We start from the raw sequence: 22,479 nt of genomic DNA on the forward strand, positions 1-22,479 counted from the left end.
TCCGCAAATGCCTGTCATTTGCTGCAATTGCCTCTGGCACAGGAACAACCTGTGTATCTTCCGGTCGAAGGGCCGATACCCTGGAGGAAAGGTCGGAATGAAGATATCCGATGGTTTTGATGCTCGTCGCTTGCGCCCCAAGGGCCCGAGCAACTGGCGCCTGCGCCTGGTGGCCGGCATTGCCGCGCTGCTGGCGGTTGTAGGTGTGCTGCTGGCGCTCGCCGGTGGCGCAGGCTTGTCGGGGCACTCCCCGGCACTGGGCGAATTGAATGCCAGCCCTGGCGGCTCGGCGATCCTGGTGGTGGTCGGCCTGTTGGTGCTGTGGTTCGGCGTGTGGTTGTGGCGGCGCAGCCGGCGGCGGATGCGCCAGCCGTTGTCACTGAACATCGCCTCGCACCTGATGAAAAAACACGACTGATGGCGCTTGGATAGCGTTTCCTGCGCCCTGGCCGCCGCGATTTAGGTAAACTGCCCGCCCTTCGCGGAGGCTGACATGCAAGACGACGATTTTTCCCTGTTCAAGAACGAGCTGCGCGGCGTCAAGCCGATCAAGCACGACCGCGCCGACACCGGCAAGCCCAAGACTGACCGGGCGCAGATCGCCAAGTTGCGCCAGGCTGCGACCGTGCGCACCGATGCCACCACCGTAGACGGTCTGTCGGACCAGTTCGTGATCGACGTCGGCCCCGAAGACGAACTGATGTGGGCCCGCGACGGTGTGCAGGAAAGCCAGATGCGCAAGCTCAAGGCAGGCCAGATCCCGTTCGAAGGCAGCCTAGACCTGCATGGCATGACCGTGGAAAAAGCCCGGGAAACCCTCTGGGCCTTCCTGGCCGAAGCCACCAAATTCGAAATCCGCTGCGTGCGCGTCACCCACGGCAAGGCCGTGCGCCTGGACGGCAAGCGGCCAATGATCAAGAGCCATGTCAACACCTGGCTGCGCCAGCATGCCCAGGTGCTTGGCTTTACCTCCTGCCAGGCCCGTCATGGTGGCGCCGGCGCGGTGTACGTGATGCTCAAGCGCACCATGATGGAAGGGCGCGACGAGTAACAAGTGCCATCGTCAGGCTTGCAGCCATGTGTCGGCCACCGTAACCTTGCGCTTTGCGAAAATCCAACAGGTAGTTTCATGTCCCTGGAACAGAATTACACCGAGATCCTCGGCCAACTTGGCGAGGACGTCTCCCGCGAGGGCCTGCTCGACACGCCAAAGCGTGCCGCCAAGGCGATGCAGTACCTTTGCCGCGGCTATGAACAGACACTTGAAGAAGTCACCAATGGTGCCTTGTTCAGCTCCGACAACAGCGAAATGGTGCTGGTCAAGGACATCGAGTTGTACTCGCTGTGCGAACACCACCTGCTGCCGTTTATCGGCAAGGCTCACGTCGCCTACATCCCGAGCGGCAAGGTGCTGGGCCTGTCCAAGGTCGCGCGGATCGTCGACATGTATGCGCGCCGCCTGCAGATCCAGGAGAACCTCAGCCGCCAGATCGCCGATGCGGTCCAGCAGGTCACCGGTGCCCTGGGCGTGGCGGTGGTGATCGAAGCCAAGCACATGTGCATGATGATGCGCGGTGTGGAAAAACAGAATTCGTCGATGATCACCTCGGTGATGCTGGGTGAGTTCCGCGAAAACGCGGCGACCCGTAGCGAATTCCTCAGCCTGATCAAGTAACAGGCTGCGTAGGAAAAGGCCGGCGTCCATCGCCGGTTTTTTTTCGCCCGCAAAATTCAGGTAAGCTGCGGCCCCTTCTGTCATGGGCAAGAGGTTTCAGCCATGTTTGTCAAAGCACTTCGAGTGGGCCTCGGCCACGTCATCATCGCGGGCGACTTCATTACCCGCCCACGCAAAAAGCAGCGCCCCGCCGAGCAGCAGGCACAGGTGAACGCGGCGGCCAAGGGCCTGAGCCTGTACCAGTTCCACGCCTGCCCGTTCTGCGTGAAGACCCGTCGTACCCTGCATCGCCTGAATGTTCCGGTGGCGTTGAAGGATGCAAAGAACAACGAGCAAGATCGCCAGACCCTGCTGGAGCAAGGCGGCAAGATCAAGGTGCCGTGCCTGCGCATCGAAGAGAATGGCCAGACCACGTGGATGTACGATTCCAAGGTGATCATCGATTACCTGGACAAGCGCTTCGCTGCGCTCTGACAGACCTGTGCAGATCCAATGTGGGAGGGGGCTTGCCCCCGATGAGGGAGTGTCAGTCGCAGAATACATCGACTGACACTCTGAAGTGCGCCCCAGAAGTTGGACACCCATCCAATTTCTGGGGCGTTTTCATGAGCAAGTACACCACGCAGTTCAAGCTATCTGCCATCACCGCTTTCCTTGAGCGAGGCCGAGGGTTTCGCCGGGTCGCCGCTCAATTTCAAATGGACCCCACCTTGCTTCGTCGTTGGGTCGAGGCTTATCGATTACACGGTGAGGCCAGCTTGAGCAGTACCGGCCAGCGTTACAGTGCCTTGTTCAAGTTCTCTGTTCTACGGCGCATGTGGGATGACTCCCTTTCCTTGCGCCGCGCAGCGGCGCTTTTCAACTTGGGGGATTCCACTCAGGTGGGCAGATGGCAACAGCAGTATTACAGTGGCGGTATTGAAGCCCTGGAGTCAGGGAAAAGAGGACTGAGCACCGCTATGCCTAAACCACCTGCTAAACCACGCAAAACCGCTGCCCCACTCACCAGCCCTGAGCCTGAGCACAAGACGTTACTTGATGAGCTCCAATACCTACGGATGGAGAACGCTTATCTAAAAAAGCTTGGGGAGTTAGGCGAGGCGGTGATGAGGCGGGAGAAAGAACAGAAGAAAAAGCCCGATTAGTCAGTGAGCTTAAGCAACACTTTCCCTTGCGTGACTTGCTCAAGCTAGTGAGCCTTGCGCGAAGTACGTACTACTACCAACTCAAGGCAATGGGCGTTGCGGACCGATTTTCCTCGATCAAAGCTTCTATCCAGACCATCCAAAACGAGCATAAGGGCCGCTTTGGTTACCGTCGGATGACGCTAGAACTACGTAAAGAAAGATCGCTGATCAACAGTAAAACGGTACGACGACTGATGGGGGAGCTGGGTCTGAAATGCACGGTGCGGCCTAAGAAATACAGGTCGTATAAAGGGCCGATGGGCGAAGTGTCGCCCAACACCTTGGCTCGTCAGTTCGAGGCTGAGCAACCGAATCAGAAATGGGTGACGGATGTCACCGAGTTCAAAGTGGCCGGCAAAAAGCTGTACTTGTCCCCAGTTTTGGACTTGTACAACGGAGAAATCGTGGCCTATCAGACGGCAATACGTCCCCAATATGCCTTGGTGGGCGAGATGCTGGAAAAAGCTATTGAAGGCTTACCTGAGGGCGGCAAGCCAATGCTGCATTCAGATCAAGGCTGGCACTATCGATATCCAAAGTACCGGGAGAGGCTAGAAAAAGCAGGGCTGGAGCAAAGCATGTCACGCAAAGGAAACTGCCATGACAACGCCACAATGGAGAGTTTCTTCGGCACGCTGAAGTCAGAGTTCTACTATCGGGAAAGCTTTGAAAGCGTGGAGCAGTTGCAAGCGGGGCTGGATGAGTACATCCATTACTACAACCATAAGCGAATCAAAGTGAAGCTTGGCGGACTGAGCCCTGTAGCGTACAGGACCCGGTCCGCTGTAGCCTAACCAACAGCTGTCCAGCTTTTGGGGCGCACTTCACTCCGCTATCGGGGGCAAGCCCCCTCCCACATTCAGTTCGGTGTTGGCAAATCCAGGTCCAGCAGCGCCGAGCCCAGACATTTGCCATGGGCATCCAGCGCCAGCGAACGGGTCACCCCGCCGCGCAGGATCCCCGGCAGCACGAAGTTCAGCGCCTGCACGTTGGGCAACTCATAACGCCGTATCGGCGCAGCACCCGGTTCCAGAAGGCCCGCAAAAAATTCGCTCACGCGCTCGGCCGTGAGCTGTTCGCAAAGCAAGGGATAGTCCTCGGCGCGATAGGCAATGATCGAAATATTCGAGGTGTCGCCCTTATCCCCGGTGCGGGAATGGGCCAGGGTGTGCAGCTTCATGCTTCGATCCTCGGGTTGACCGCGTTACGCGGCAGCAGCAACGACGCCACCGCCACCACCTGCCGCACACTCTTGCTGGCGCCGCCACCGCCAGACGGGCCGTTGGTGTAGAGGGTTTCCACTTCATTGCCGACACGTACCGCCTCGCTGCGCTCTTCACAGCGCGCAGCCACGCGCAGACGCACTTCCCAAGGCTCGACACTGCTGCGTGGGCCGTGCAATGAGTCCATGCCGATCAACTCGGCGCGCACCTCCTGCATCTTCACCCCCATCAACTCCAGGCGCTTGAGCACGACATCTCGCGCCAGTTGCGCCCGCGCGACCGCACCCGGGCCACCGTAGGACATCTGCCCCTCGCCGATCCAACCGTCCAGGTAACCCACGCTGACCTTCAACTGTTCCGGCCGTGCTCGGCCGTTGGCGCCCTGGGCCCGCACCCGGTCAGTAGCGTCCTCGACAAAGGTCACCTGGGAAAAATCGGCGGTGACATCAGGGGTCAGGTACGCCGCAGGGTCATGCACTTCATAGATCAATTGCTCGGTACAGGTCGCTCGACTGACCCGCCCACCGGAACCCGCGACCTTGGTAATCACCGCATCACCGTCGGCATTGATCTCGGCCAACGGAAACCCCAGGCGCGCCAGGTCATTCACGTCCTTGAAGCCGGGATCGGCGAAATACCCACCGCTGACCTGCCCCGCGCATTCGAGCAAATGCCCCACCAGTGTGCCGCGCCCCAGACGCGGCCAATCGTCCATCGCCCAGCCAAACTCAAACATCTGCGGCGCCAGGAACAGCGACGGATCGGCCACGCGCCCGGTGATCACCACATCAGCCTCGGCACGCAGGGCCTCGAGAATGCCGTCGACCCCCAGGTAGGCGTTCGCAGAAATCAACCGCGCGCCCAGTGAGCCCAAGGTCTGGCCGTTATCCAGCACCTGCTCGGGACGCAGGATGTCGAGCACATCGTCACCCAGCACCGCCACCACCTTGAGGCCCAGGCCCAACTCATTGGCGATGCGGCGCACTTCAAGGGCCGCCGCCACCGGATTGGCCGCGCCCATATTGGTGATCACTCGCAGACGTCGGCGCCCCTCGCGGCGGCCGACAAACGGCAGCACGCGGCGCATGCGCTCGCTCAGCAGCGGGTCATACCCGCCCTGCGGATCGCTGATGCGCGCCTGTTGCGCCAGGGCGATGGTGCGTTCGGCCAGGCATTCGAAGACCAGGTAATCCAGGTCGCCGTGTTCGGCCAGTTCTACGGCAGGTTCGATGCGGTCGCCGGAATAGCCGGCACCGGAACCGATGCGCAAGGTGTTCATCTCAAATCACTCCCAGGAGCAACGCCGTCAGGGTCATCAACACCGACGCAGCAAACAGAAAAGGGATGGTAAAGCGCTGGTGATCGGCCAATTCGATCTTGCACAGGCCCACCAACAGGAATGTCGCGGGGGTCAGCGGGCTGACCGGGAAGCCGGTGGTGTGTACGCCGAGCAGCGAGGCCTGGGCCACTTGCAGCGGGTCGACGCCCAGGGCCTTGCCGACTTCGGCGATCACCGGCATGACGCCGAAATAGTAGGAATCGGGGTCGAACAGCATGCTCAGGGGCATGGAAATGAAGCCCACCACCGCGGGGATCAGCTTGCCGTGGCCCGCCGGAATCTGCGCGACCGCCACTTCGGCAATGGCCTTGAGCATGCCGGTGCCTTGCATGATGCCGGTGAACACCCCGGCGGCGAGCAGGATACTGGCCATGGTCAGGGCGGTTTTGGCGTGGGCATCGATGCGCGCACGCTGGGCGTCGACATTCGGGTAATTGATGCACAGCGCGACCACAGTGCCGAGCATGAACATCACCACGGGATCGACCCAACCGGCAATCATCACCACCATCACCAGCACCGTCAGGATCAGGTTGACCCAGAACAGGCGTGGGCGGCGCAGCCGGATGTCATCATCGCTGAGCACCCGTTGCGGCACGGCATCCACTGTGGAACCGGCGCCCAGGCCCAAGCGTTTTTCCTCGCGACGACCAAGCCACCAGGCGCAAGCGAAAACGAAGATCAGGCCGACGATCTGCACCGGGATCAGCGGCTGGAACAAGTCCGCCACTGGCACGTGCAAGGCTGCCGACGAGCGCAACACCGGGCCGGTCCAAGGCAGGAAGTTGACCCCGGCGGCCATCGCGCAGACACAGGCAAGGATGCGCTTGTCGATGCCCAGCCGTGTATACAGCGGCAGCATCGCCGGCACCGTCACCAGAAAGGTCACCGCGCCGGAACCGTCCAGGTGGACCAGCAAGGCCAGGGTCGCGGTACCCACCACAATTCGTGTAGGACGCGTCCCTACCGTACGCAGGATGCGATCAATGATGGGATCAAGCATGCCGGCATCGGTCATGATCCCGAAAAACAGGATCGCGAACACAAACATGCCCACCACGGGGGCGACGTTCTTGATACCGGTAATGATGAAAGCGCTGGTTTGCAGGCCGAAACCGCCGAGCAGCGCGGCGATGATCGGCAAGGCAATCAGAGCCACCAGCGGCGAAAGGCGTTTGCTCATGACGGCAGCGAGCAGGCACAGGATGGTGATGACACCCAGGGTAGCGAGCATGGGTTACTCCAGAGCGGCCTTGGTGGCCGGTTATTGTTTTCCCTGGAGTATTGGAAGCGGGTTAGTCTTTGTAAATTGGAATATTCAGCCCCGTATGTTCGGAAAAACAAAATGAAGAACTCAATCCAGCATATTCAAGCGTTTCTCGCGGTGGCCCGTACCGGAAGTTTCACCAAGGCCGCCAATGAACTGCACCTGTCTCCTTCGGCACTGACAGTCCAGGTGCAACAACTGGAGGACTGGCTCGGCGTCACCCTGCTGGACCGCAGCCCGCGCCATGTGAGCATCACCGCCGCCGGCCAGGAAGCCCGTGGGCCGATGGAAAAGCTGCTGCTGGACCTGGACAACATCGTCACTGGCTCCCGCGACCTGGCCGCCCTGCGCCGGGGCGTGGTCACCATCGCCGCCCTGCCCTCGGTCTGCGCAGGCGCCCTGCCCCCGGCGTTGCGCCTGTTTCGCGAGCGTTTTGCCGGGATCGAAGTGCGCTTGCAGGACCTGGTGGCCCACCGCATTCACGCCCAGGTGCGCGCAGGCGAGGTGGATTTTGGTATCGGCGTACGCGCGCGGTTGAGCCATGGCCTGGAATTCGTACCGGTGCTTAATGATCGTTTGTGCGCGTTCGTACCGCTGGATCACCCCCTCGCCCACCATCGCCAGCTGACGCTGCAACAACTGGCCGACCAGCCGATCATCCTCACCGGCCGCGACAGCAGCGTGCGTGAGCAAGTGGATGGGCTGTTCGATGAGATGCGGCTGACGATGCACGCCGGCATGGAAGCCAACTACATGTCGACGGTGTTGGCGCTGGTGCGCCAGGGCCTGGGAATCAGTGTGCTGCCGGAGTCGGCGGCGGACAGCCTGGAGGGGTTGAAACGTATCCACATCGATCATCCCGGCGTGAACCGGGAGATCGGGTTGATCAGTCGTAGCGGGATGGGGCTGAGCCCGGCGGCACAACGTTGTTTCGACCTGCTGAATGAGGAACTGTCCGACACACCCTCCCAGAGTTTTTGACCGCGTCAGTCAGTCGAGCATCGCGATATGTCTGGGATGGCTGGCCACACGCTCCAACCAAGCCCGCACGGCCGGGTACGGCGCCAGATCAAAACCGCCTTCCTCGGCCACATGGGTGTAGGCATACAACGCCACGTCGGCAATGGAGAACTGGTCGCCGACCAGGTAGGGCGTGAGTTGCAACTGGCGCTCCATGACCTTGAGCGCCTTGTAGCCACCCTTGTGCAGCTTCTTGTATTCCTCCTGGCGATCTTCCGGTAGCCCCAGGTAAAGCTGGATAAACCGCGCCACCGCAATGTACGGCTCATGGCTGTACTGTTCGAAGAACTGCCATTGCAGCACTTGCGTGCGCAGGCGCGGCTCGGTGGGCAGGAACTGGCTGCCATCGGCCAGGAAGTTGAGGATCGCGTTGGATTCCCACAGGCAGGTGCCGTCTTCGAGTTCCAGCACCGGGATCTTGCCGTTGGGGTTCTTGGCCAGGAATTCCGGGGTCTCGGTGTCGCCGTTGAGGATGTCGACATCCACCCACTGGTACGGGATGCCCAACAGGTTGAGCATCAATTTGACCTTGTAGCAGTTGCCCGATTTGTAATCGCCATAAACCTTATACATGGGGCTCCCCTTATGCCGCTTGCGCGTGCTGTGCTTGACGGACCACTGCGGCCAGGCGCTTGAGACCTTCGTCCAGGCGGGACGGGTCGATATGGCTGAAATTGAGCCGCAGTGAACCCAGGTGCTGGTCCGGCTCGGAAAAGAACGGTTCACCGGGCATGAACGCGACGTCCTGATCGAGTGCAGGAGCCAACAAGGTGCGGGTATCGAGCGGCTGTTTCAAGGTCAGCCAGAAGAATAATCCGCCCTGGGGCACTTGCCAGTCGGCCAACTCGCTGAAGTGACGCGCCAATGCAGCCTGAAAAGCATCGCGTCGCTCGCGATAAAAACTGCGCAGCTCGACCAGGTGCTGTTGATAGTTGTCGGTACCCAACCACTGCATCGCTTGCCACTGGCCGACGCGGTTGGTGTGCAGGTCAGCCGATTGCTTGAGCTTGAGCAAATGCGGGAACAGGTCGGGGCTGGCGATCAGGTAGCCGACGCGCAGGCCAGGCAACAAGGTCTTGGACACCGTTCCAGTGTAGATCCAGCTGGCCTTTTCCAGGCGGCCGGCAATGGGCTGCGCGCTACCGCCATCGAAGGTCAGCTCGCGGTAGGGTTCGTCCTCGATCAGGGTCACGCCGAACTCGTCGAGCAAAGCCGCGACAGCCTCGCGCTTGGCTTCGCTGTAGCGCACCGCCGACGGGTTCTGGAACGTCGGGATCAGGTAAATGAACGCCGGCCGATGGCGTTCAAGGCTGGCACGCAGGGCGGCCAGGTTCGGGCCGTCGGTTTCCAGTTGCACGGTGAGGCATTCGGCGCCGAACAGTTGGAAGATCTGCAAGGCGGCCAGGTAGGTCGGGCCTTCCAGTAGGATCTGGGTGCCTTTATCGATATACAGCTTGGCCGCCAGGTCCAGGGCCTGCTGGGAGCCGCTGACCACCAGCACTTGGCTGGCCTGGCACGGCACGCCAAGGGCGCGGGCCTGGGCAGCGAGCAATTCACGCAGTTGCGGCTCGCCTTCGCTCATGCCGTACTGGCCGATATTCAGCGGCATGCCATCCCAGTTCAACGCCGGCAACATCGCTTCGGCGGGCAAGCCTCCGGCGAACGACATCACTTCCGGGCGCTGGGCCGCCGCGAGGATTTCACGAATCAAGGAGCTTTTGAGGCGCGTAACACGTTCAGAGAAGGCCATAAGGTCACCGCTAGCGAAGCCTGTGGGAAATACGTCAAACTAGTTGACCGAAATTACGACGACTTGAGTAGATACGTCAATATGCTTGACCTTAAAAACCAGAACAGTCAGCAAGCCGCCATGGAAGCGTTCTTCTTCGGCTACCAGGCGTTTACCGCCAAGGCCGACGAAATGCTCGAGCGCCGCGGCCTGAGCCGGGTGCACCAACGCATCGTGTTTTTTATCGCGCGCTACCCGGGCCTGAGCGTGAAGGAACTCCTGGAATTGCTGGGCGTGAGCAAGCAGGCGCTGAACATGCCGTTGCGCCAATTGCAGGAAATGCACTTGGTGGACAGTGTCGCGTCCGAGGCCGACAAGCGTAAACGCTTGCTGGCGTTGACCGAGGACGGCCGGCGTTTCGAGCAGTCACTGCGCCGCGAACAGGTGAAATTGCTGCAGCGCGCCTTCGCCGAAGCAGGCGAAGAAGCGGTAACCGGCTGGTTGGCGGTGAACCAGGCCCTTGCAGGGCCGCCGTGATCGCTGTGGCGAGCGGGCTTGCCCCGCGTTGGGCTGCGAAGCGGCCCCAAAACCAGACACCTCGGTGTGTCAGTTAAAAACACACGCCTGTCATGGGGCCGCTTCGCGCCCCAACGCGGGGCAAGCCCGCTCGCCACAACACGCCCGCTCGCCACAGGCCAGCCCGCTTGCCACAACCCCCACCGGGATGTGCCTTTCATCTATTTCGCACAAGAAATAGAAAACATTATTTGCTTTCTTTGTATACAAAAGCATAATTCGCTTCGTGCGAGTTCCTGACCTATTAGTCAACAAACCCGCCAGTACCTCACAGCGCGTGCGCGCTGGACATAACAATAAAATGCTTGAGGAGTACTCGCTGTGGATAGCCGCAAATCCGAAGCCCCGCTGGACCTCGCCCCGCCGAACCTCACCCACACGAACCACGGCTGGCTCGAACGCCTGTTCAAACTGCGCTTGCATGGCACCACAGTGAAGACCGAGCTGATCGCCGGCCTCACCACCTTCATCACCATGGCCTACATCATCTTCGTCAACCCGAACATCATGGCCGACGCCGGTATCGACCACGGTGCGGCGTTCGTCGCCACCTGCATCGCCGCCGCCCTGGGGTGCCTGTTGATGGGCCTGTATGCCAACTGGCCGGTGGGCCTGGCGCCGGGCATGGGCTTGAATGCGTTTTTCACCTACACCGTGGTCGGCACCATGGGCTACACCTGGCAGACCGCACTGGGTGCGGTATTCATCTCTGGCGTGCTGTTCATGCTCCTGACACTGTCGCGCGTGCGTGAATGGCTGCTCAACAGCATCCCGGTCAGCCTGCGCCATGCCATGGGCGCCGGCGTCGGGCTGTTTCTCGGGGTGATCGGCCTGAAAACCGCGGGCATCATCGTCGATAGCCCCGCCACCCTGATCAAACTCGGTTCCCTGCACGAACCCGCCCCGCTGCTGGCGGCCATCTGTTTTCTATTGATCGCGATCCTCAGCTATCACCGCGTGTTTGGCGCGATCCTGATCAGCATCATCGCCGTGACCCTGGCCGGCTGGGGCCTGGGCCTGGTGCACTACAACGGCATTCTCTCCACCCCACCGAGCCTGGCACCGACCTGGATGGCCATGGATATCAAAGGTGTATTCAATGTCAGCATGATCAGCGTGGTATTTGCCTTCCTTTTTGTGCACATGTTCGACACCGCAGGTACACTGATGGGCGTGGCACAACGCGCCGGGCTGGTGGGCGACGATGGCAAGATCCATAACCTGTCCAGGGCGCTGAAGGCCGACAGTGCCTCCAGCGTGTTTGGCGCCATGGTCGGCGTGCCGCCGGTGACCAGTTATGTGGAAAGCGCTGCCGGCGTCGCGGCCGGTGGTCGCACCGGGCTGACCGCCGTGACCGTGGGCGTGCTGTTTGTGGCGGCGATGTTTTTCGCACCGCTGGCCGGCATGATCCCGGCCTATGCGACGGCCGGTGCACTGATTTATGTGGCGATGCTGATGATGGCGAGCATGGCCCATATCCATTGGGATGAAGCCACCGACAGCATCCCGGCAATCGTGACCGCGATCATGATGCCGCTGACCTTCTCGGTCGCCGACGGTATCGCCCTGGGCTTTATCACCTATGTGGCGCTGAAAGCAGGTACCGGCAAGTACCGCGAAATTTCCCTCAGCCTGTGGGTACTGTGCGCGATTTTCATCGCTAAATTCATATTTCTATAAAAAGGAGTAAGGCATGACCCTGGAAACCTGGCTGCTGTTCAGCGGCGCTGCATTGATCGTGATCCTGATCCCCGGCCCACTGTCCTTGCTGATGATCAGTAACAGCCTCAACTATGGTCTGCGCGGTTCGTACCCCGCATTCCTGGGTGGCGTGTTTGCCTCGGTCTGCCTTTTGAGTGCATCGGCACTGGGGCTGGGCGCCCTGCTGCTGGCCAGTGAGCAACTGTTCGGCGCATTGAAACTGCTCGGCGCGCTGTACCTGTTCTACCTCGCCTGGCAAAGCTGGCAGCAATCGCGCCAGCCGAGCCTCGCCGTGCACGTACCACAGGCCATCGCCACGCCGCGTTTTCGCAGCTTGTTTGGCCGCGCGTTTGTACTGGGCGCCAGCAACCCCAAGGACATTCTGTTCTTTGCCGCCTTCCTGCCACAGTTTCTCGACAGCGGGCAATCCTTCCTGCCGCAACTGCTGGTCATGATCGCCACCTGGACGGTGCTCGACCTGCTGTGCAAGTTGACCTACGGGCTCGGCGCACAGGGAGCGGCACGCTACCTGCGCAGCGGCAAGGGCCAGGTCGGGTTCAACCGCGTCAGCGCCGTATTATTCAGCGGGGCCGGCGCAGCGTCTCTGTTGAGTCGATGAAGTCACTGGCAGACCCTTCAGCCTGCACACTGTCGAGTCGATCGCGGCGAGGCGCTCACACCTTCACAAAATAAACACTGGGTGGATCCGCCTGAAAGACAGGCCATTGAATACCTGCCACGATCCGGACCAATCGATTTTCCTGCATGGCGCGCTGGACACTCACAACGGGAAGCGAACCCGCGTTGGCTCTGATAGCGACATTCAACCAGTGATCGGTCAGCCTTTCTTTCAACTGAACACTGGCTCGCTCAACCCACAGGGCGCTGATGTAGTACACATTGCCTGACGCGGAAGAACGGTGCGTCGCGATAAATTCATTGCTCAGGTACCTGTTTCTTCTTACCTCGACGTCATACACGTTGAAGCCCTGCTGCTCCAGGACGTTCCGGATGGCGGCGCGTTGTGCAGTGTTGCGCTGAGCCGTTCTCCCTGGCCCGCTATATCGCAACGCAGGATCCAAGTGGGGAGCCCGGAAGTCGACGCGAGTGAAGCCCGGCGCGTTACTCTCGTTACCGATGCGGATTGATCCGTGCGCTCGTTCGGTGCGGCGTAACATTCTCAGCAAGTCATCGGTCTGGCTCGAGCCCCTGGCATTGGAGGCCAGCCAATTGTCCAGCGTCGCCCGGATATTGAGCAGGTGAGTGGTCGAGACCGAGTAGGCAGTGTCGGCCAACTCGATCAGCCTTCTGGCTGCCATTCTCTGGCTGTGCAGGGTCATGGTGGGGAAGGCCGTGCCGACATAGTGCTCCAACGGCCGGTCGAACAAACGCGTATGCACTTGCCAGTCACCCGTCGCATTGCGCGATACCGGTATCGGCTGTTCGCCTGGCGCAGTGCTTGTCCAACGTTCGATATCCACGTAGGCGCGTGAAACCAGCGGCTCGTCCGGGACAATAAACGCAATACCGCTCCTTGGCGCATTGCTACCCTCATGAAGCAACCGGTAATACCCGATCCCCGACACGGTCGGCGTGTCATATTGCGCCCCGATGTAGATAGTGTCGTAGGAAAACCCTCGGGCGTCCTGGCTCACATGAAACGTCCCGAACTCCGTGGCGGCAGACATCTGCTCGAGAGGAACCTGAACCCTCCAATCGAACCATTCGTTGGCTGTGGCGGGTGACTGGTAAATACGATGTTCCGTCGCAGCGCGCACACTGGTTGGCCGCCAATCCGACACTACCGGCATTGGCGCACGCCAGGGGTCAAGCCCAGCGGTACTCGTCCCCGCCACCGGCTGGGGCGCATCAGCGCCCAGTAACCACTCCCCAGGTTGGTGGACGTTGATAATCAGTTCGTCCTGCCCCAGCGCCTGCTGGTTTTTCAGGCGCAATACCCGTTCGTTGTCGCGCCGGTAAAGTGGGTAATGGTGGGTTTCATCCGCTACGAAGAGCTCGCCGTTTTTCACGTAGACGCCGGACGCCCCAGGCCCTTTAAGCGCCACCGCGCCCTCGGGCACACCCTTGGCTTTGAAGCGTTCCAGGGCTTTGAGTTGGGTCACCTTGGGCGGTTCCGGGCGTGAAAGCCCGTCATACGGTGTCATGCGCAAGCGGTGTATTTTTCTCAGCCCATTACCCAGCGCGGGGCGCGCCATGCCGGCGCTCTTGGGGCCGGGGATAAAGCTCATCAACAGGTCAATCGCCAGATAGGCGCTCCTGAAACCGACTTCGACGGCATCCCGAGGGTCGCCAGAACGGTGATAACGCCGTGCCGAAAGCAACAACTCATAGGCTTCGTTCAACACCCCGAAGGCCGGAGAGAAAAACGCCACCAACGCCCGCGCACGGGTATCGCCCTGCTCACCAAGGCGCCGAATTCGATAGTCTTGCAGCGCGTTGCCGGATTGACTCGCCGCCTGCGTCCGGCGCTGCAGGTCAAGCAGGCTGGCACGGTAGAGCAATGCCTGGGCGTTGCTGTGGGATGTTCCGACGATCGCCAACCATTCCCGCGGCTCGCAAGCGATCTGCTCGAGGATCAGTTTTTCAATTTCTTCCGGCAGCGGCGTCGGCTCCAAATGCTTGATCTTGAATGAGCGAACAAAGCCGATACCTTTCCAGACCCCTTTCATGAAGAAAAAAGCCGGCGCGACAATCAAGTGCGCGGCCCCCACAGCGCGCTCGCCAACCGCCTCCGGATAATGGGTGATCGCCTCGAATGCCCAACCGGGGGCGACCTGCCGCGAGAGTGCCTTGACGTTATCGGGCAAGGCACCGATGCGATTGAGTTCATCCTGGGCCACTTGCAGGCTGCTGTACTCAGTGAGCGCCAAGCCGTGGGGCGCATCGGGCCAGTAGACCACGCAGAGCCCGGAAAGCTTGTCCTGCACGACCACTATCCCCGCGATATAGCGATCGTGCTGCAGGGTGTGCCCCACCACATGCACCACATGCAATTGCAACTGGTACGGGCTCTTCCACAAGTCTTGCGGGGTTATTGCCGCCATCGCGGCGATGAACAGGTTTTGTGCATTGGCTGTCAGACCCCGTTGAATCGCCGAGAACAGATGATGTTCAACGCCCGCACGCAGGGCGCGATTCAGCAACGCGGGGATACGTCCTTCGCTGAGCGTCCGGCCAGGACCGATGAGTGGGTAAAAAGCCCGGTTGATCAACGCGTCGTATTGCCCACCGATATCCAGTGAAGACACCAGGCGGATCAGGTAACCGGCATTGAGCTGTTGCTTCCAGTCAGCTTGCAGATAGCGGGCGCGATCGAGTCGCCACTGCGTCCAGGGCGCCAGTGGGTCCAGGTTATGCAGCGCCAATTGCAGCAGACTGAACGTCGTGCGCGTCGTGGTTGGCGTCAACACTATGTTGCGATCACCCACGGTACAGGTGCTGCTCCAGCCACAGAAAGAGCCGCGCACATCATCGGGCAGCTCAATCAAAGGCTCGTCGATATCCGGCAGCGGGGAAAAACCATCCTGGCGTAAACGGTCGATCAAGGCTTGGCGGGCGAACGTGTTCAGGTCAGGCAGGTAGTGCTCGATCCGATCATGAAAGGCAAAGGTACTGCCCAGGTACACACGCTCCACGTGTTGGAATTTTTTACGCTGGGCACGGCTTGCGTGCGCCAACCACATGGGCAGTTTCTTCGCTTCGGATACCGCTTTGCGCAGCAGCTCGACATTGGCCAGAGCCCGGCTCAGGAGGTTATTGAGGGGAATACTCAGTTGATCTTCCAGCTCGACCATCAACAGCGAGCGGCTCAGCCCGGGGTCCGTCACCTCACTGAAAATACGCGTGATGTCCTCGTTGCTGTTGTGCAAGCGAGAGTAACTACCCAGCAGTTTCTTGAGCGAGGCCAGCGCTGGCTTGCCCGGGATTTCAAGGTAGCGAACAGCGAGCGTTTCACGGGCCGCATGCCCCCGCAGATCGGTGCGTTTATCCCGCTCGACGGTGCCCCACAGCACAGAGCCATCCGGGCTGCTCAGGCTCGTCTTGAGGCTTCGGGTCAAGGCGTCCAAACCGGCAAACGCCTGAATCCCCCCCTCCACGCCGAACGCGTACAGCACCACCGGATGCGGGCGGGCCGGAACCCGCACCGCTGCCGCCGTGGTCATCACCCAGACATTATGGAGTGGGTAGAAGGCGTCCGGTTCGCTGCCCACCGCGATCGACAGCACCCGGGTATCGCTGCCCGGGCGTTTGGTTGCCAGGGGCTGGGCCACCACTTCGATCACCAGGTCTCGATGGGCCGCACTGATCAACTTGAGCCCGTGCAGCAACTGCGCTTCGCAACGCAAGGCTTCGGTCTGGGCTTGCATAAACAGGGAAACACGTCTGGCCGTTCCCTTCCCCTGGGGGCGCTCTGCCCAGAATGCCAACTCAAGCAGCCGATGCCGCGCGCTTTGCATCAAGGTTTTCAGCACATGGGTATGGACGTTGAGTCGCCCCACCTGGGACATGATCTCCAGATAGGCTGGAGTCTCTGCGCAGGGGTCATCCGCGGCCAATAAGGCGACCAGGCCCTTTTCATAGCGTTTGACCTGCTGTTCTACGGTACGCATGGGCAAACCCGGCGCCACACCGGTGAACATGATTTCTTCGCGTCGTCGTTGCTGGTCCCATTTGAGCAATTGATCGCCAATGACCCCGAGCCGGGCAGCGCCGACCAGTTGGCGCCTGGCGCTCTCCACCTGCGCGAAAAAAAGCACGGCATCCAGCGGTGGCGGCTGAGACCGCACGTCAGAAAACACATGGGCAAAATACACCTTCACCGCACACCCCAGCTCATTGCTCCATTGCCCGGCCAGCAACGCCTGGGCGCCATGCGCCAGCGCATCGTCCCTCACCTCCAAGCCACGCGTGAAGCCGGTGGCCGGCGACAGGTCCGCCGGCCGGTACAAGGTTTTGCGGCGACTTAACGGCAAGCAATGCCAGAGGTCGTGGAACAGCGACCGGTTCAACGCCAGCAGGTCGCACTGAAGGGCAAGGAAGGATGGGGCCTCGTAGAAATTGCGGGCGGCGCCCGGCAGGTAAATCACATGAGGCGTATCACTGGCCTCCCCCTCACGGTAAAGATGCAAGGCCCCGGGCATCGCGACGGCAGGAGTGCCCGGCCACATCAATTGGCTCACTTTGACGCTGGCCCACTCCCCGCCTGCCCGCTCGCGTGCTTCTGCGGCAGGGGCGTCGATCAGGGCTTGAACCAGGGCCATGCCCGCGCTCGATAGCTCCTCAAGTTGCCGCGCCATGAACGCACGGTCAGCGAAGAGCGTCTTTTGCAACTCGACCCAACGTTCCTGGCGGGTGAGCCAGGAGCCCTGCGCCAGCGTGCCCCAGTATTCAGAAACCGCGTGATCCAATCGCTCAAAGAGCCTCAGCGCATTGACACGCTGCAACGCTTCCAGCGGCGTATACGGTAAGCGGCAACCCGGATCTCCCTTGACGCTCAGCGCGGTGAACTGGTTAACGTTGGCCATTACCACGGGCAACGCCAGCAACATCAACGCCCGATCGGTCAAACTGTCGACTTTGCCGGCTTCGCTTGGCCGCTTGGATTCGGTGAACAACAAGCAGTCGGGGTCCATGCCGAATGCTTTGCGCAGCTCGGCACGGATAACCGTCAAGACTTTGGGAGAGCGTCCTATCAAGCGTGCAAGTTCCTGCGTCGACTCTGTACAACGCCGATCTACAAGGCCGATCTGATTGATCAGGCGGCTTGGATGGGGATGGGCGTTGATCCGCCGCGTTAACCGCTCACGAATGGCCTGTGGCGCATCGCTGTCGTCTGCAACGGATGGGGAACTGGAAGGGGGCGCAGCGCTTGGGTGATCGATGGACGAGGTCATGGTGTTTTCTTTTCTAGGAGGAAAACACCCATCCTAGGTATCGCCGAGGTGCCCCTGGCGCTAGATAGTTGAACGCACGACACGCAAAAAAATCTATGGTCTCCCCCATTTTTGCAATACTGATTAACGGGCGATGTGGTTGGCTTGCTTAAATCTATCCGGCGTCTGTTTGGGGCTTGCCCCAGCGCCACGATGAGAGTCGCGCCTGACGATCCTTAAAAGCCCGTCGGCTTCTGAAGCCGATTTTTATGTCAGGATCTTCGCCAGGCCGGTAGGCCGTTCACGTCATCCGTTGTTCAGCTATCGCAAAACCTGAAGGGTGAATTGTGGTACTGCAACAACCGCAGGGTCAGGCGTTCAAGGCGTCTGGCCCTGCTTCATATTGCGCATGGTGAGCCGCTATCGCCCAAGCGATACGCGCCAGTTTGTTGGCCAGGGCACAGGCCACCACATTCGAGTGTCGTCGGCGCAGCAGCGCTCGCACCCAGTCGGCCAAAGCCCCCTTCTGATGATCCAGCCTCTGCATGTAAACCCTGGAGCATTGCACCAGCAGTTGCCGCAGGTGCTTGTCACCCCGCTTGCTGATCCCCAACAAATTGGCTTTGCCGCCCGTGCTGTACTGTCGCGGCACCAAGCCCACTGAAGCCGCAAAATCGCGACTGCATCGGTATTGCTTGCCATCGCCCATTTCTACAGCCAGAAGGCTGGCGGTGATCGGACCGACACACGGCATGCTAAGCAAACGGCTCCCCAGATCATCGTCGGCCAGCTGGCAAGCCAGTTGTTTGTCCAGTTCCTTGATCTGTTCATCCAGGTAAACGAAGTGATCGTGCAGGCGTTGCAACAGCACTGTCAGCCGCACAGGCAGCTCATGCTCGGCCAAAACAGCTGCCAAACGCTTCATGATGGCTGAGCCTTTGGGCAGGCTGATGCCAAATTCCAGCAGGAAACCGTGCATCTGATTGGCTGTCTTGGTGCGGTCATGCACCAACGACTCGCGCATGCGATGCAGGACAGACAGGGTTTGCTGAGACTCGGTTTTAGGCGTAACGAAGCGCATGGACGGACGGGAAGCCGCCTCGCAAATGGCCTCTGCGTCGATAAAGTCATTTTTGTTGCCCTTGACGAAAGGGCGGACAAACTGCGGTGAAATCAACTTGGTCGTATGCCCCATCGCCGCAAGCTGACGGGCGATGAAGTGAGAGCCGGCACAGGCTTCCGTTACCACGACGCAGCTCGGCAAGTTGCCGAAGAACCGCATCATCTGCGCTCGCGAGAGCTTTTTGCGAAACACCTCGCGGCCCGATTTGTCTTGGCCCAGAAGGTGGAAATTATGTTTGCCGAGATCGATCCCGATCAGTGCTGACTCGCTCATGATGATGGCCTCCAAAAACAAAACACCCTGCGAAAGCGTAGCCCTCGCAGGGTGTGGGGGTGACCATCTCATTAGCCCGCAGTGTGGGCGGGCGAAAAACCAACGAAGAGCGTTAGGCGAGGTGACGCTCAGCTACCGCGATAGGTGGAGTAGCTGTAAGGCGAAATCAACAAGGGCACATGGTAGTGATCCTGTTCGGCGTTGATGCCGAAGCGCAACACCACCACGTCGAGGAAAGCCGGCTCCGGCAGTTGCACGCCCCGGGCGCGGTAATAATCGCCTGCACTGAATTGCAGCTGGTACACGCCGCTGCGGTAGTCATCACCTTGCAGCAGCGGCGCGTCGCAACGACCGTCGCTGTTGGTCAGGGCGGTGGCGAGCCGTTCAAGCTTCTCGCCCTCTACGCGGTACAGCTCAACCTTGATTGCGCTGCCGGGGCAGCCATGTGCGGCGTCCAAAACGTGTGTGGTCAAGCGTCCCATGGCGTTTGTGCGCCTCCCGAAGTCAGTAGAAGAGGAAACCGCACTTTTTCAGGGCATCAAAAAAGTCGGCGATGGCTGATTAAGACACTTTTTAAAAAAATTGTACACAATAAATATCACAACGCTTTTGATCCCCCCGCCGACATTGCTCGACGAGTCGATTTGTCAGTAATCCTTGCTTTTAAACGACCTTTTGTCCATTAGCTGACCAGTCAGGCAAGTTTCTTGCTACACCCTTGAAGGAGAGCGATGCGGAAAAAATGCAGAAATGCAGGCTTACAAAGTTGGCAATAAGTTGTATACAATCACTCATCGCTGTGACGCCACCCAGTCTTTTCACTGCCCGGCCGCCACACCTATTGCTACCACGAACAAGAAGGAAGACTGCAGTGAGCGCTGACTACCCACGCGACCTGATCGGTTACGGCAGTAACCCTCCTCACCCCCACTGGCCGGGCAAGGCACGCATTGCGTTGTCTTTCGTACTCAACTACGAAGAAGGCGGCGAGCGCAACATCTTGCATGGCGACAAAGAGTCAGAAGCCTTCCTCTCGGAAATGGTCTCGGCCCAGCCGCTGCAAGGCGAGCGCAACATGAGCATGGAGTCGCTGTACGAATACGGCAGCCGTGCCGGCGTGTGGCGCATCCTCAAGCTGTTCAAGGCGTTCGACATTCCGCTGACCATCTTCGCCGTGGCCATGGCCGCCCAGCGCCACCCGGATGTGATCCGCGCCATGGTCGAAGCCGGCCACGAGATCTGCAGCCACGGCTACCGCTGGATCGACTACCAGTACATGGACGAGGCCCAGGAACGCGAGCATATGCTCGAAGCCATCCGCATCCTCACCGAACTGACCGGCGAACGCCCCCTGGGCTGGTACACCGGGCGCACCGGCCCGAACACACGGCGGCTGGTGATGGAGGAAGGCGGCTTCCTGTACGACTGCGACACCTACGACGACGACCTGCCCTACTGGGAACCGAACAACCCCACCGGCAAGCCGCACCTGGTGATCCCCTATACCCTGGACACCAACGACATGCGCTTCACCCAGGTGCAGGGGTTCAACAAGGGCGATGACTTTTTCGAGTACCTCAAGGACGCCTTCGACGTGCTGTATGCCGAAGGTGCCGACGCGCCGAAGATGCTTTCCATTGGCCTGCATTGCCGCCTGATCGGCCGCCCTGCCCGTCTGGCCGCCTTGAAGCGTTTTCTCGAATACGCCAAGGGTCATGAGCAGGTGTGGTTCGCCCGCCGTGTCGACATTGCCCGCCACTGGCAGGAAACCCACCCCTATACGGGAGTGGCGAAATGACCACGTTCCAGACCCTGAAACCCTCGACCTTGAGCCGCGACGCATTCGTCAAAGCCTTCGCCGATATCTACGAACACTCGCCATGGGTGGCCGAAAAAGCCTATGACCTGGGCCTGGATGCGTCGATCGACCAGATCGAAACCCTGCACCAGCGCATGAGCGATATCCTGTTGAGCGCCGATCACGCCAGTCAGCTGGCGTTGATCAACGCTCACCCGGACCTGGCAGGCCGTGCGGCCGTCCAGGGCCAGTTGACCGAAGCCAGCACGAATGAACAAGCTGGCGCCGGTATTCACCAATGCACGGCCGAAGAGTTCTCGCGCTTCACCGAGCTGAACGATGCCTACAAGGCCAAGTTCAAGTTTCCCTTCATCATGGCGGTAAAAGGCAGCAACCGGCACCAGATCCTGGCCGCGTTCGAAACGCGCATCCACCACTCGGCAGACACCGAGTTCAACTGCGCACTGGCCGAGATCAACAAGATCGCGCTGTTCCGTTTACTGACCCTCTAAACGACCATCCCCAGCCACTCTATCTAAGGCAGACAAGAAGAATGAAAGCTTACGCTGTACCTTTCGAGAAGTTCGTCAACCTGGCCGACGCCCGCCTGGGCACCAAGATCATCTCCGTCACCGATGACTGGTTCGCCGACGCCAACCGCCTGTTCCAGCCGACCCCGGCCGTGTGGAAGGAGGGCGTTTTCGATGACAACGGCAAGTGGATGGACGGCTGGGAGTCGCGCCGCAAGCGCTTCGAAGGCTACGACAGCGCAGTGATCCGCCTGGGCGTACCGGGTTCGATCAAGGGCGTGGACATCGACACTTCATTCTTCACCGGCAACTACCCGCCGTCGGCGTCCCTGGAAGCCTGCTTCCTGGCCTCGGGCGAGCCTGACGACAACACCCAGTGGGTAGAAGTACTGTCGGCCGTCGAGCTGCAAGGCAACAGCCACCACTACCACGAAATCAGCAACGACCAGGCGTTCAGCCACCTGCGTTTCAACATCTACCCGGATGGCGGCGTGGCCCGCCTGCGTGTGTACGGCGTGCCGTTCCGCGACTGGTCCGCAGTGGGCGATAACGAACAGGTCGACCTGGCTGCCGCCTTGAATGGTGGTCGCGCCCTGGCCTGCTCCGACGAACATTTCGGCCGCATGAGCAACATCCTCAACCCGGGCCGTGGCATCAACATGGGCGATGGTTGGGAAACCGCGCGTCGTCGCACGCCAGGCAATGACTGGGTGATCGTCGCGCTGGGCCACCCCGGCGAGATCGAGAAGATCATCGTCGACACCCTGCACTTCAAGGGCAACTACCCGGACACCTGTTCGATCCAGGGCGCGTTCGTCAAGGGCGGTACCGACAGCCAGATCGAAACCCAATCGCTGTTCTGGCGCGAACTGCTGCCGTCGCAAAAGCTGGAAATGCACGCCGAACACACCTTCGCCGAGCAGATCAAGGCGCTGGGGCCAATCACCCATATCCGCCTGAACGTGTTCCCGGATGGGGGCGTAAGCCGCCTGCGTGTGCTGGGTAAAGTTTCGAAGTAAGCAGTGAACCTCTGTGGCGAGCGGGCTTGCCCCGCGTTGGGCTGCGAAGCAGCCCTGAAACCAGGCACCGCGTTGTATCGGTAGAAACGCGCTGACTTGATGGGGGCTGCTTAGCAGCCCAACGC

The 22,479-nt window shown here is 60.3% G+C and carries 20 protein-coding genes; 12 read left to right on the forward strand and 8 right to left on the reverse strand.

Annotated features, from left to right (window positions below; genetic code table 11):
* Positions 1–97: 97 nt before the first annotated feature.
* From AB7933_RS23690 to AB7933_RS23710, 5 genes are all read left to right on the forward strand, one after another.
* Positions 98–418, forward strand: a complete 321-nt coding sequence (locus AB7933_RS23690; protein ID WP_024076632.1) for a hypothetical protein — start codon at positions 98–100, stop codon at positions 416–418.
* Between the two features lie 75 nt (positions 419–493).
* Positions 494–1,051, forward strand: a complete 558-nt coding sequence (locus AB7933_RS23695; RefSeq protein WP_003192796.1) for a Smr/MutS family protein — start codon at positions 494–496, stop codon at positions 1,049–1,051.
* A 78-nt stretch (positions 1,052–1,129) separates the two neighbouring features.
* Positions 1,130–1,675: a GTP cyclohydrolase I FolE gene (folE, locus tag AB7933_RS23700; protein WP_024076633.1), complete on the forward strand. Its 546-nt coding sequence runs from the start codon at positions 1,130–1,132 to the stop codon at positions 1,673–1,675.
* 102 nt (positions 1,676–1,777) lie between these two features.
* Positions 1,778–2,149, forward strand: coding sequence for a glutathione S-transferase N-terminal domain-containing protein (locus AB7933_RS23705; protein ID WP_024076634.1), 372 nt, complete (start codon positions 1,778–1,780; stop codon positions 2,147–2,149).
* 131 nt (positions 2,150–2,280) lie between these two features.
* Positions 2,281–3,656 (forward strand): IS3 family transposase gene (locus AB7933_RS23710; protein ID WP_404940672.1). Its coding sequence is split into 2 segments (ribosomal slippage): positions 2,281–2,772 and positions 2,775–3,656, totalling 1,374 coding nucleotides; the frame shifts between segments, so codons are not numbered across the junction.
* A 65-nt stretch (positions 3,657–3,721) separates the two neighbouring features.
* Here the strand turns inward: AB7933_RS23710 and AB7933_RS23715 are convergent.
* The 3 genes from AB7933_RS23715 to AB7933_RS23725 are packed head-to-tail and all read right to left on the reverse strand — an operon-like array spanning position 3,722 to position 6,658.
* Positions 3,722–4,042, reverse strand: a complete 321-nt coding sequence (locus AB7933_RS23715) for an AtuA-related protein (RefSeq protein ID WP_024076635.1) — start codon at positions 4,040–4,042, stop codon at positions 3,722–3,724.
* Positions 4,039–5,364, reverse strand: a complete 1,326-nt coding sequence (locus AB7933_RS23720; protein WP_024076636.1) for an acyclic terpene utilization AtuA family protein — start codon at positions 5,362–5,364, stop codon at positions 4,039–4,041. The genes AB7933_RS23715 and AB7933_RS23720 overlap by 4 nt, the downstream gene beginning before the upstream one ends.
* Position 5,365: 1 nt before the next feature.
* On the reverse strand, positions 5,366–6,658 hold the full coding sequence (locus AB7933_RS23725) for a CitMHS family transporter (protein WP_024076637.1): 1,293 nt from the start codon (positions 6,656–6,658) through the stop codon (positions 5,366–5,368).
* Between the two features lie 111 nt (positions 6,659–6,769).
* On the opposite strand from AB7933_RS23725, the gene AB7933_RS23730 reads away from it, so the two are divergent.
* Positions 6,770–7,672 (forward strand): LysR family transcriptional regulator, encoded by a 903-nt coding sequence (locus AB7933_RS23730; protein WP_024076638.1) that lies wholly within the window; start codon positions 6,770–6,772, stop codon positions 7,670–7,672.
* Between the two features lie 9 nt (positions 7,673–7,681).
* Here the strand turns inward: AB7933_RS23730 and AB7933_RS23735 are convergent, their stop codons facing one another.
* Together AB7933_RS23735 and AB7933_RS23740 are read right to left on the reverse strand one after the other, a co-directional pair.
* On the reverse strand, positions 7,682–8,284 hold the full coding sequence (locus tag AB7933_RS23735; protein ID WP_024076639.1) for a glutathione S-transferase family protein: 603 nt from the start codon (positions 8,282–8,284) through the stop codon (positions 7,682–7,684).
* Positions 8,285–8,294: 10 nt separating this feature from the next.
* Positions 8,295–9,461: a PLP-dependent aminotransferase family protein gene (locus AB7933_RS23740; protein ID WP_024076640.1), complete on the reverse strand. Its 1,167-nt coding sequence runs from the start codon at positions 9,459–9,461 to the stop codon at positions 8,295–8,297.
* Between the two features lie 81 nt (positions 9,462–9,542).
* Between AB7933_RS23740 and AB7933_RS23745 the strand changes: the two genes are divergently transcribed.
* From AB7933_RS23745 to AB7933_RS23755, 3 genes are all read left to right on the forward strand, one after another.
* On the forward strand, positions 9,543–9,977 hold the full coding sequence (locus AB7933_RS23745) for a MarR family winged helix-turn-helix transcriptional regulator (protein WP_024076641.1): 435 nt from the start codon (positions 9,543–9,545) through the stop codon (positions 9,975–9,977).
* A gap of 387 nt (positions 9,978–10,364) precedes the next feature.
* Positions 10,365–11,696 carry an NCS2 family permease gene (locus tag AB7933_RS23750; protein ID WP_205896041.1) on the forward strand — a complete coding sequence of 444 codons (1,332 nt, stop codon included), beginning with the start codon at positions 10,365–10,367 and terminating at the stop codon, positions 11,694–11,696.
* 13 nt (positions 11,697–11,709) lie between these two features.
* Positions 11,710–12,336, forward strand: coding sequence for a LysE family translocator (locus AB7933_RS23755; RefSeq protein ID WP_024076643.1), 627 nt, complete (start codon positions 11,710–11,712; stop codon positions 12,334–12,336).
* 55 nt (positions 12,337–12,391) lie between these two features.
* On the opposite strand, the gene AB7933_RS23760 is transcribed toward AB7933_RS23755, so the two are convergent.
* From AB7933_RS23760 to uraH, 3 genes are all read right to left on the reverse strand, one after another.
* Positions 12,392–17,632 (reverse strand): dermonecrotic toxin domain-containing protein, encoded by a 5,241-nt coding sequence (locus AB7933_RS23760; RefSeq protein ID WP_024076644.1) that lies wholly within the window; start codon positions 17,630–17,632, stop codon positions 12,392–12,394.
* Positions 17,633–17,981: 349 nt separating this feature from the next.
* Positions 17,982–19,007: an IS110 family transposase gene (locus AB7933_RS23765; protein WP_024074122.1), complete on the reverse strand. Its 1,026-nt coding sequence runs from the start codon at positions 19,005–19,007 to the stop codon at positions 17,982–17,984.
* 128 nt (positions 19,008–19,135) lie between these two features.
* Positions 19,136–19,489, reverse strand: coding sequence for a hydroxyisourate hydrolase (gene uraH / locus AB7933_RS23770; protein ID WP_024076645.1), 354 nt, complete (start codon positions 19,487–19,489; stop codon positions 19,136–19,138).
* 389 nt (positions 19,490–19,878) lie between these two features.
* Between uraH and puuE the strand changes: the two genes are divergently transcribed.
* From puuE to alc, 3 genes are read left to right on the forward strand one after another with little or no spacing between them, the layout of a single operon-like run.
* The gene (puuE, locus tag AB7933_RS23775; RefSeq protein ID WP_024076646.1) at positions 19,879–20,805 is read left to right on the forward strand and encodes an allantoinase PuuE; all 927 of its coding nucleotides are present in this window, start codon (positions 19,879–19,881) and stop codon (positions 20,803–20,805) included.
* Entirely contained in the window at positions 20,802–21,317 is a 516-nt protein-coding gene (gene uraD, locus AB7933_RS23780; RefSeq protein ID WP_024076647.1) for a 2-oxo-4-hydroxy-4-carboxy-5-ureidoimidazoline decarboxylase, read from the forward strand. Before puuE ends, uraD begins: the two co-directional genes overlap by 4 nt.
* 41 nt (positions 21,318–21,358) lie before the next feature.
* Positions 21,359–22,354: an allantoicase gene (alc, locus tag AB7933_RS23785; protein WP_024076648.1), complete on the forward strand. Its 996-nt coding sequence runs from the start codon at positions 21,359–21,361 to the stop codon at positions 22,352–22,354.
* Positions 22,355–22,479 lie beyond the last annotated feature (125 nt).

The organism is Pseudomonas gorinensis, assembly GCF_042015035.1.
In the GTDB taxonomy this organism is placed as follows: Bacteria; Pseudomonadota; Gammaproteobacteria; order Pseudomonadales; family Pseudomonadaceae; genus Aquipseudomonas; species Aquipseudomonas gorinensis.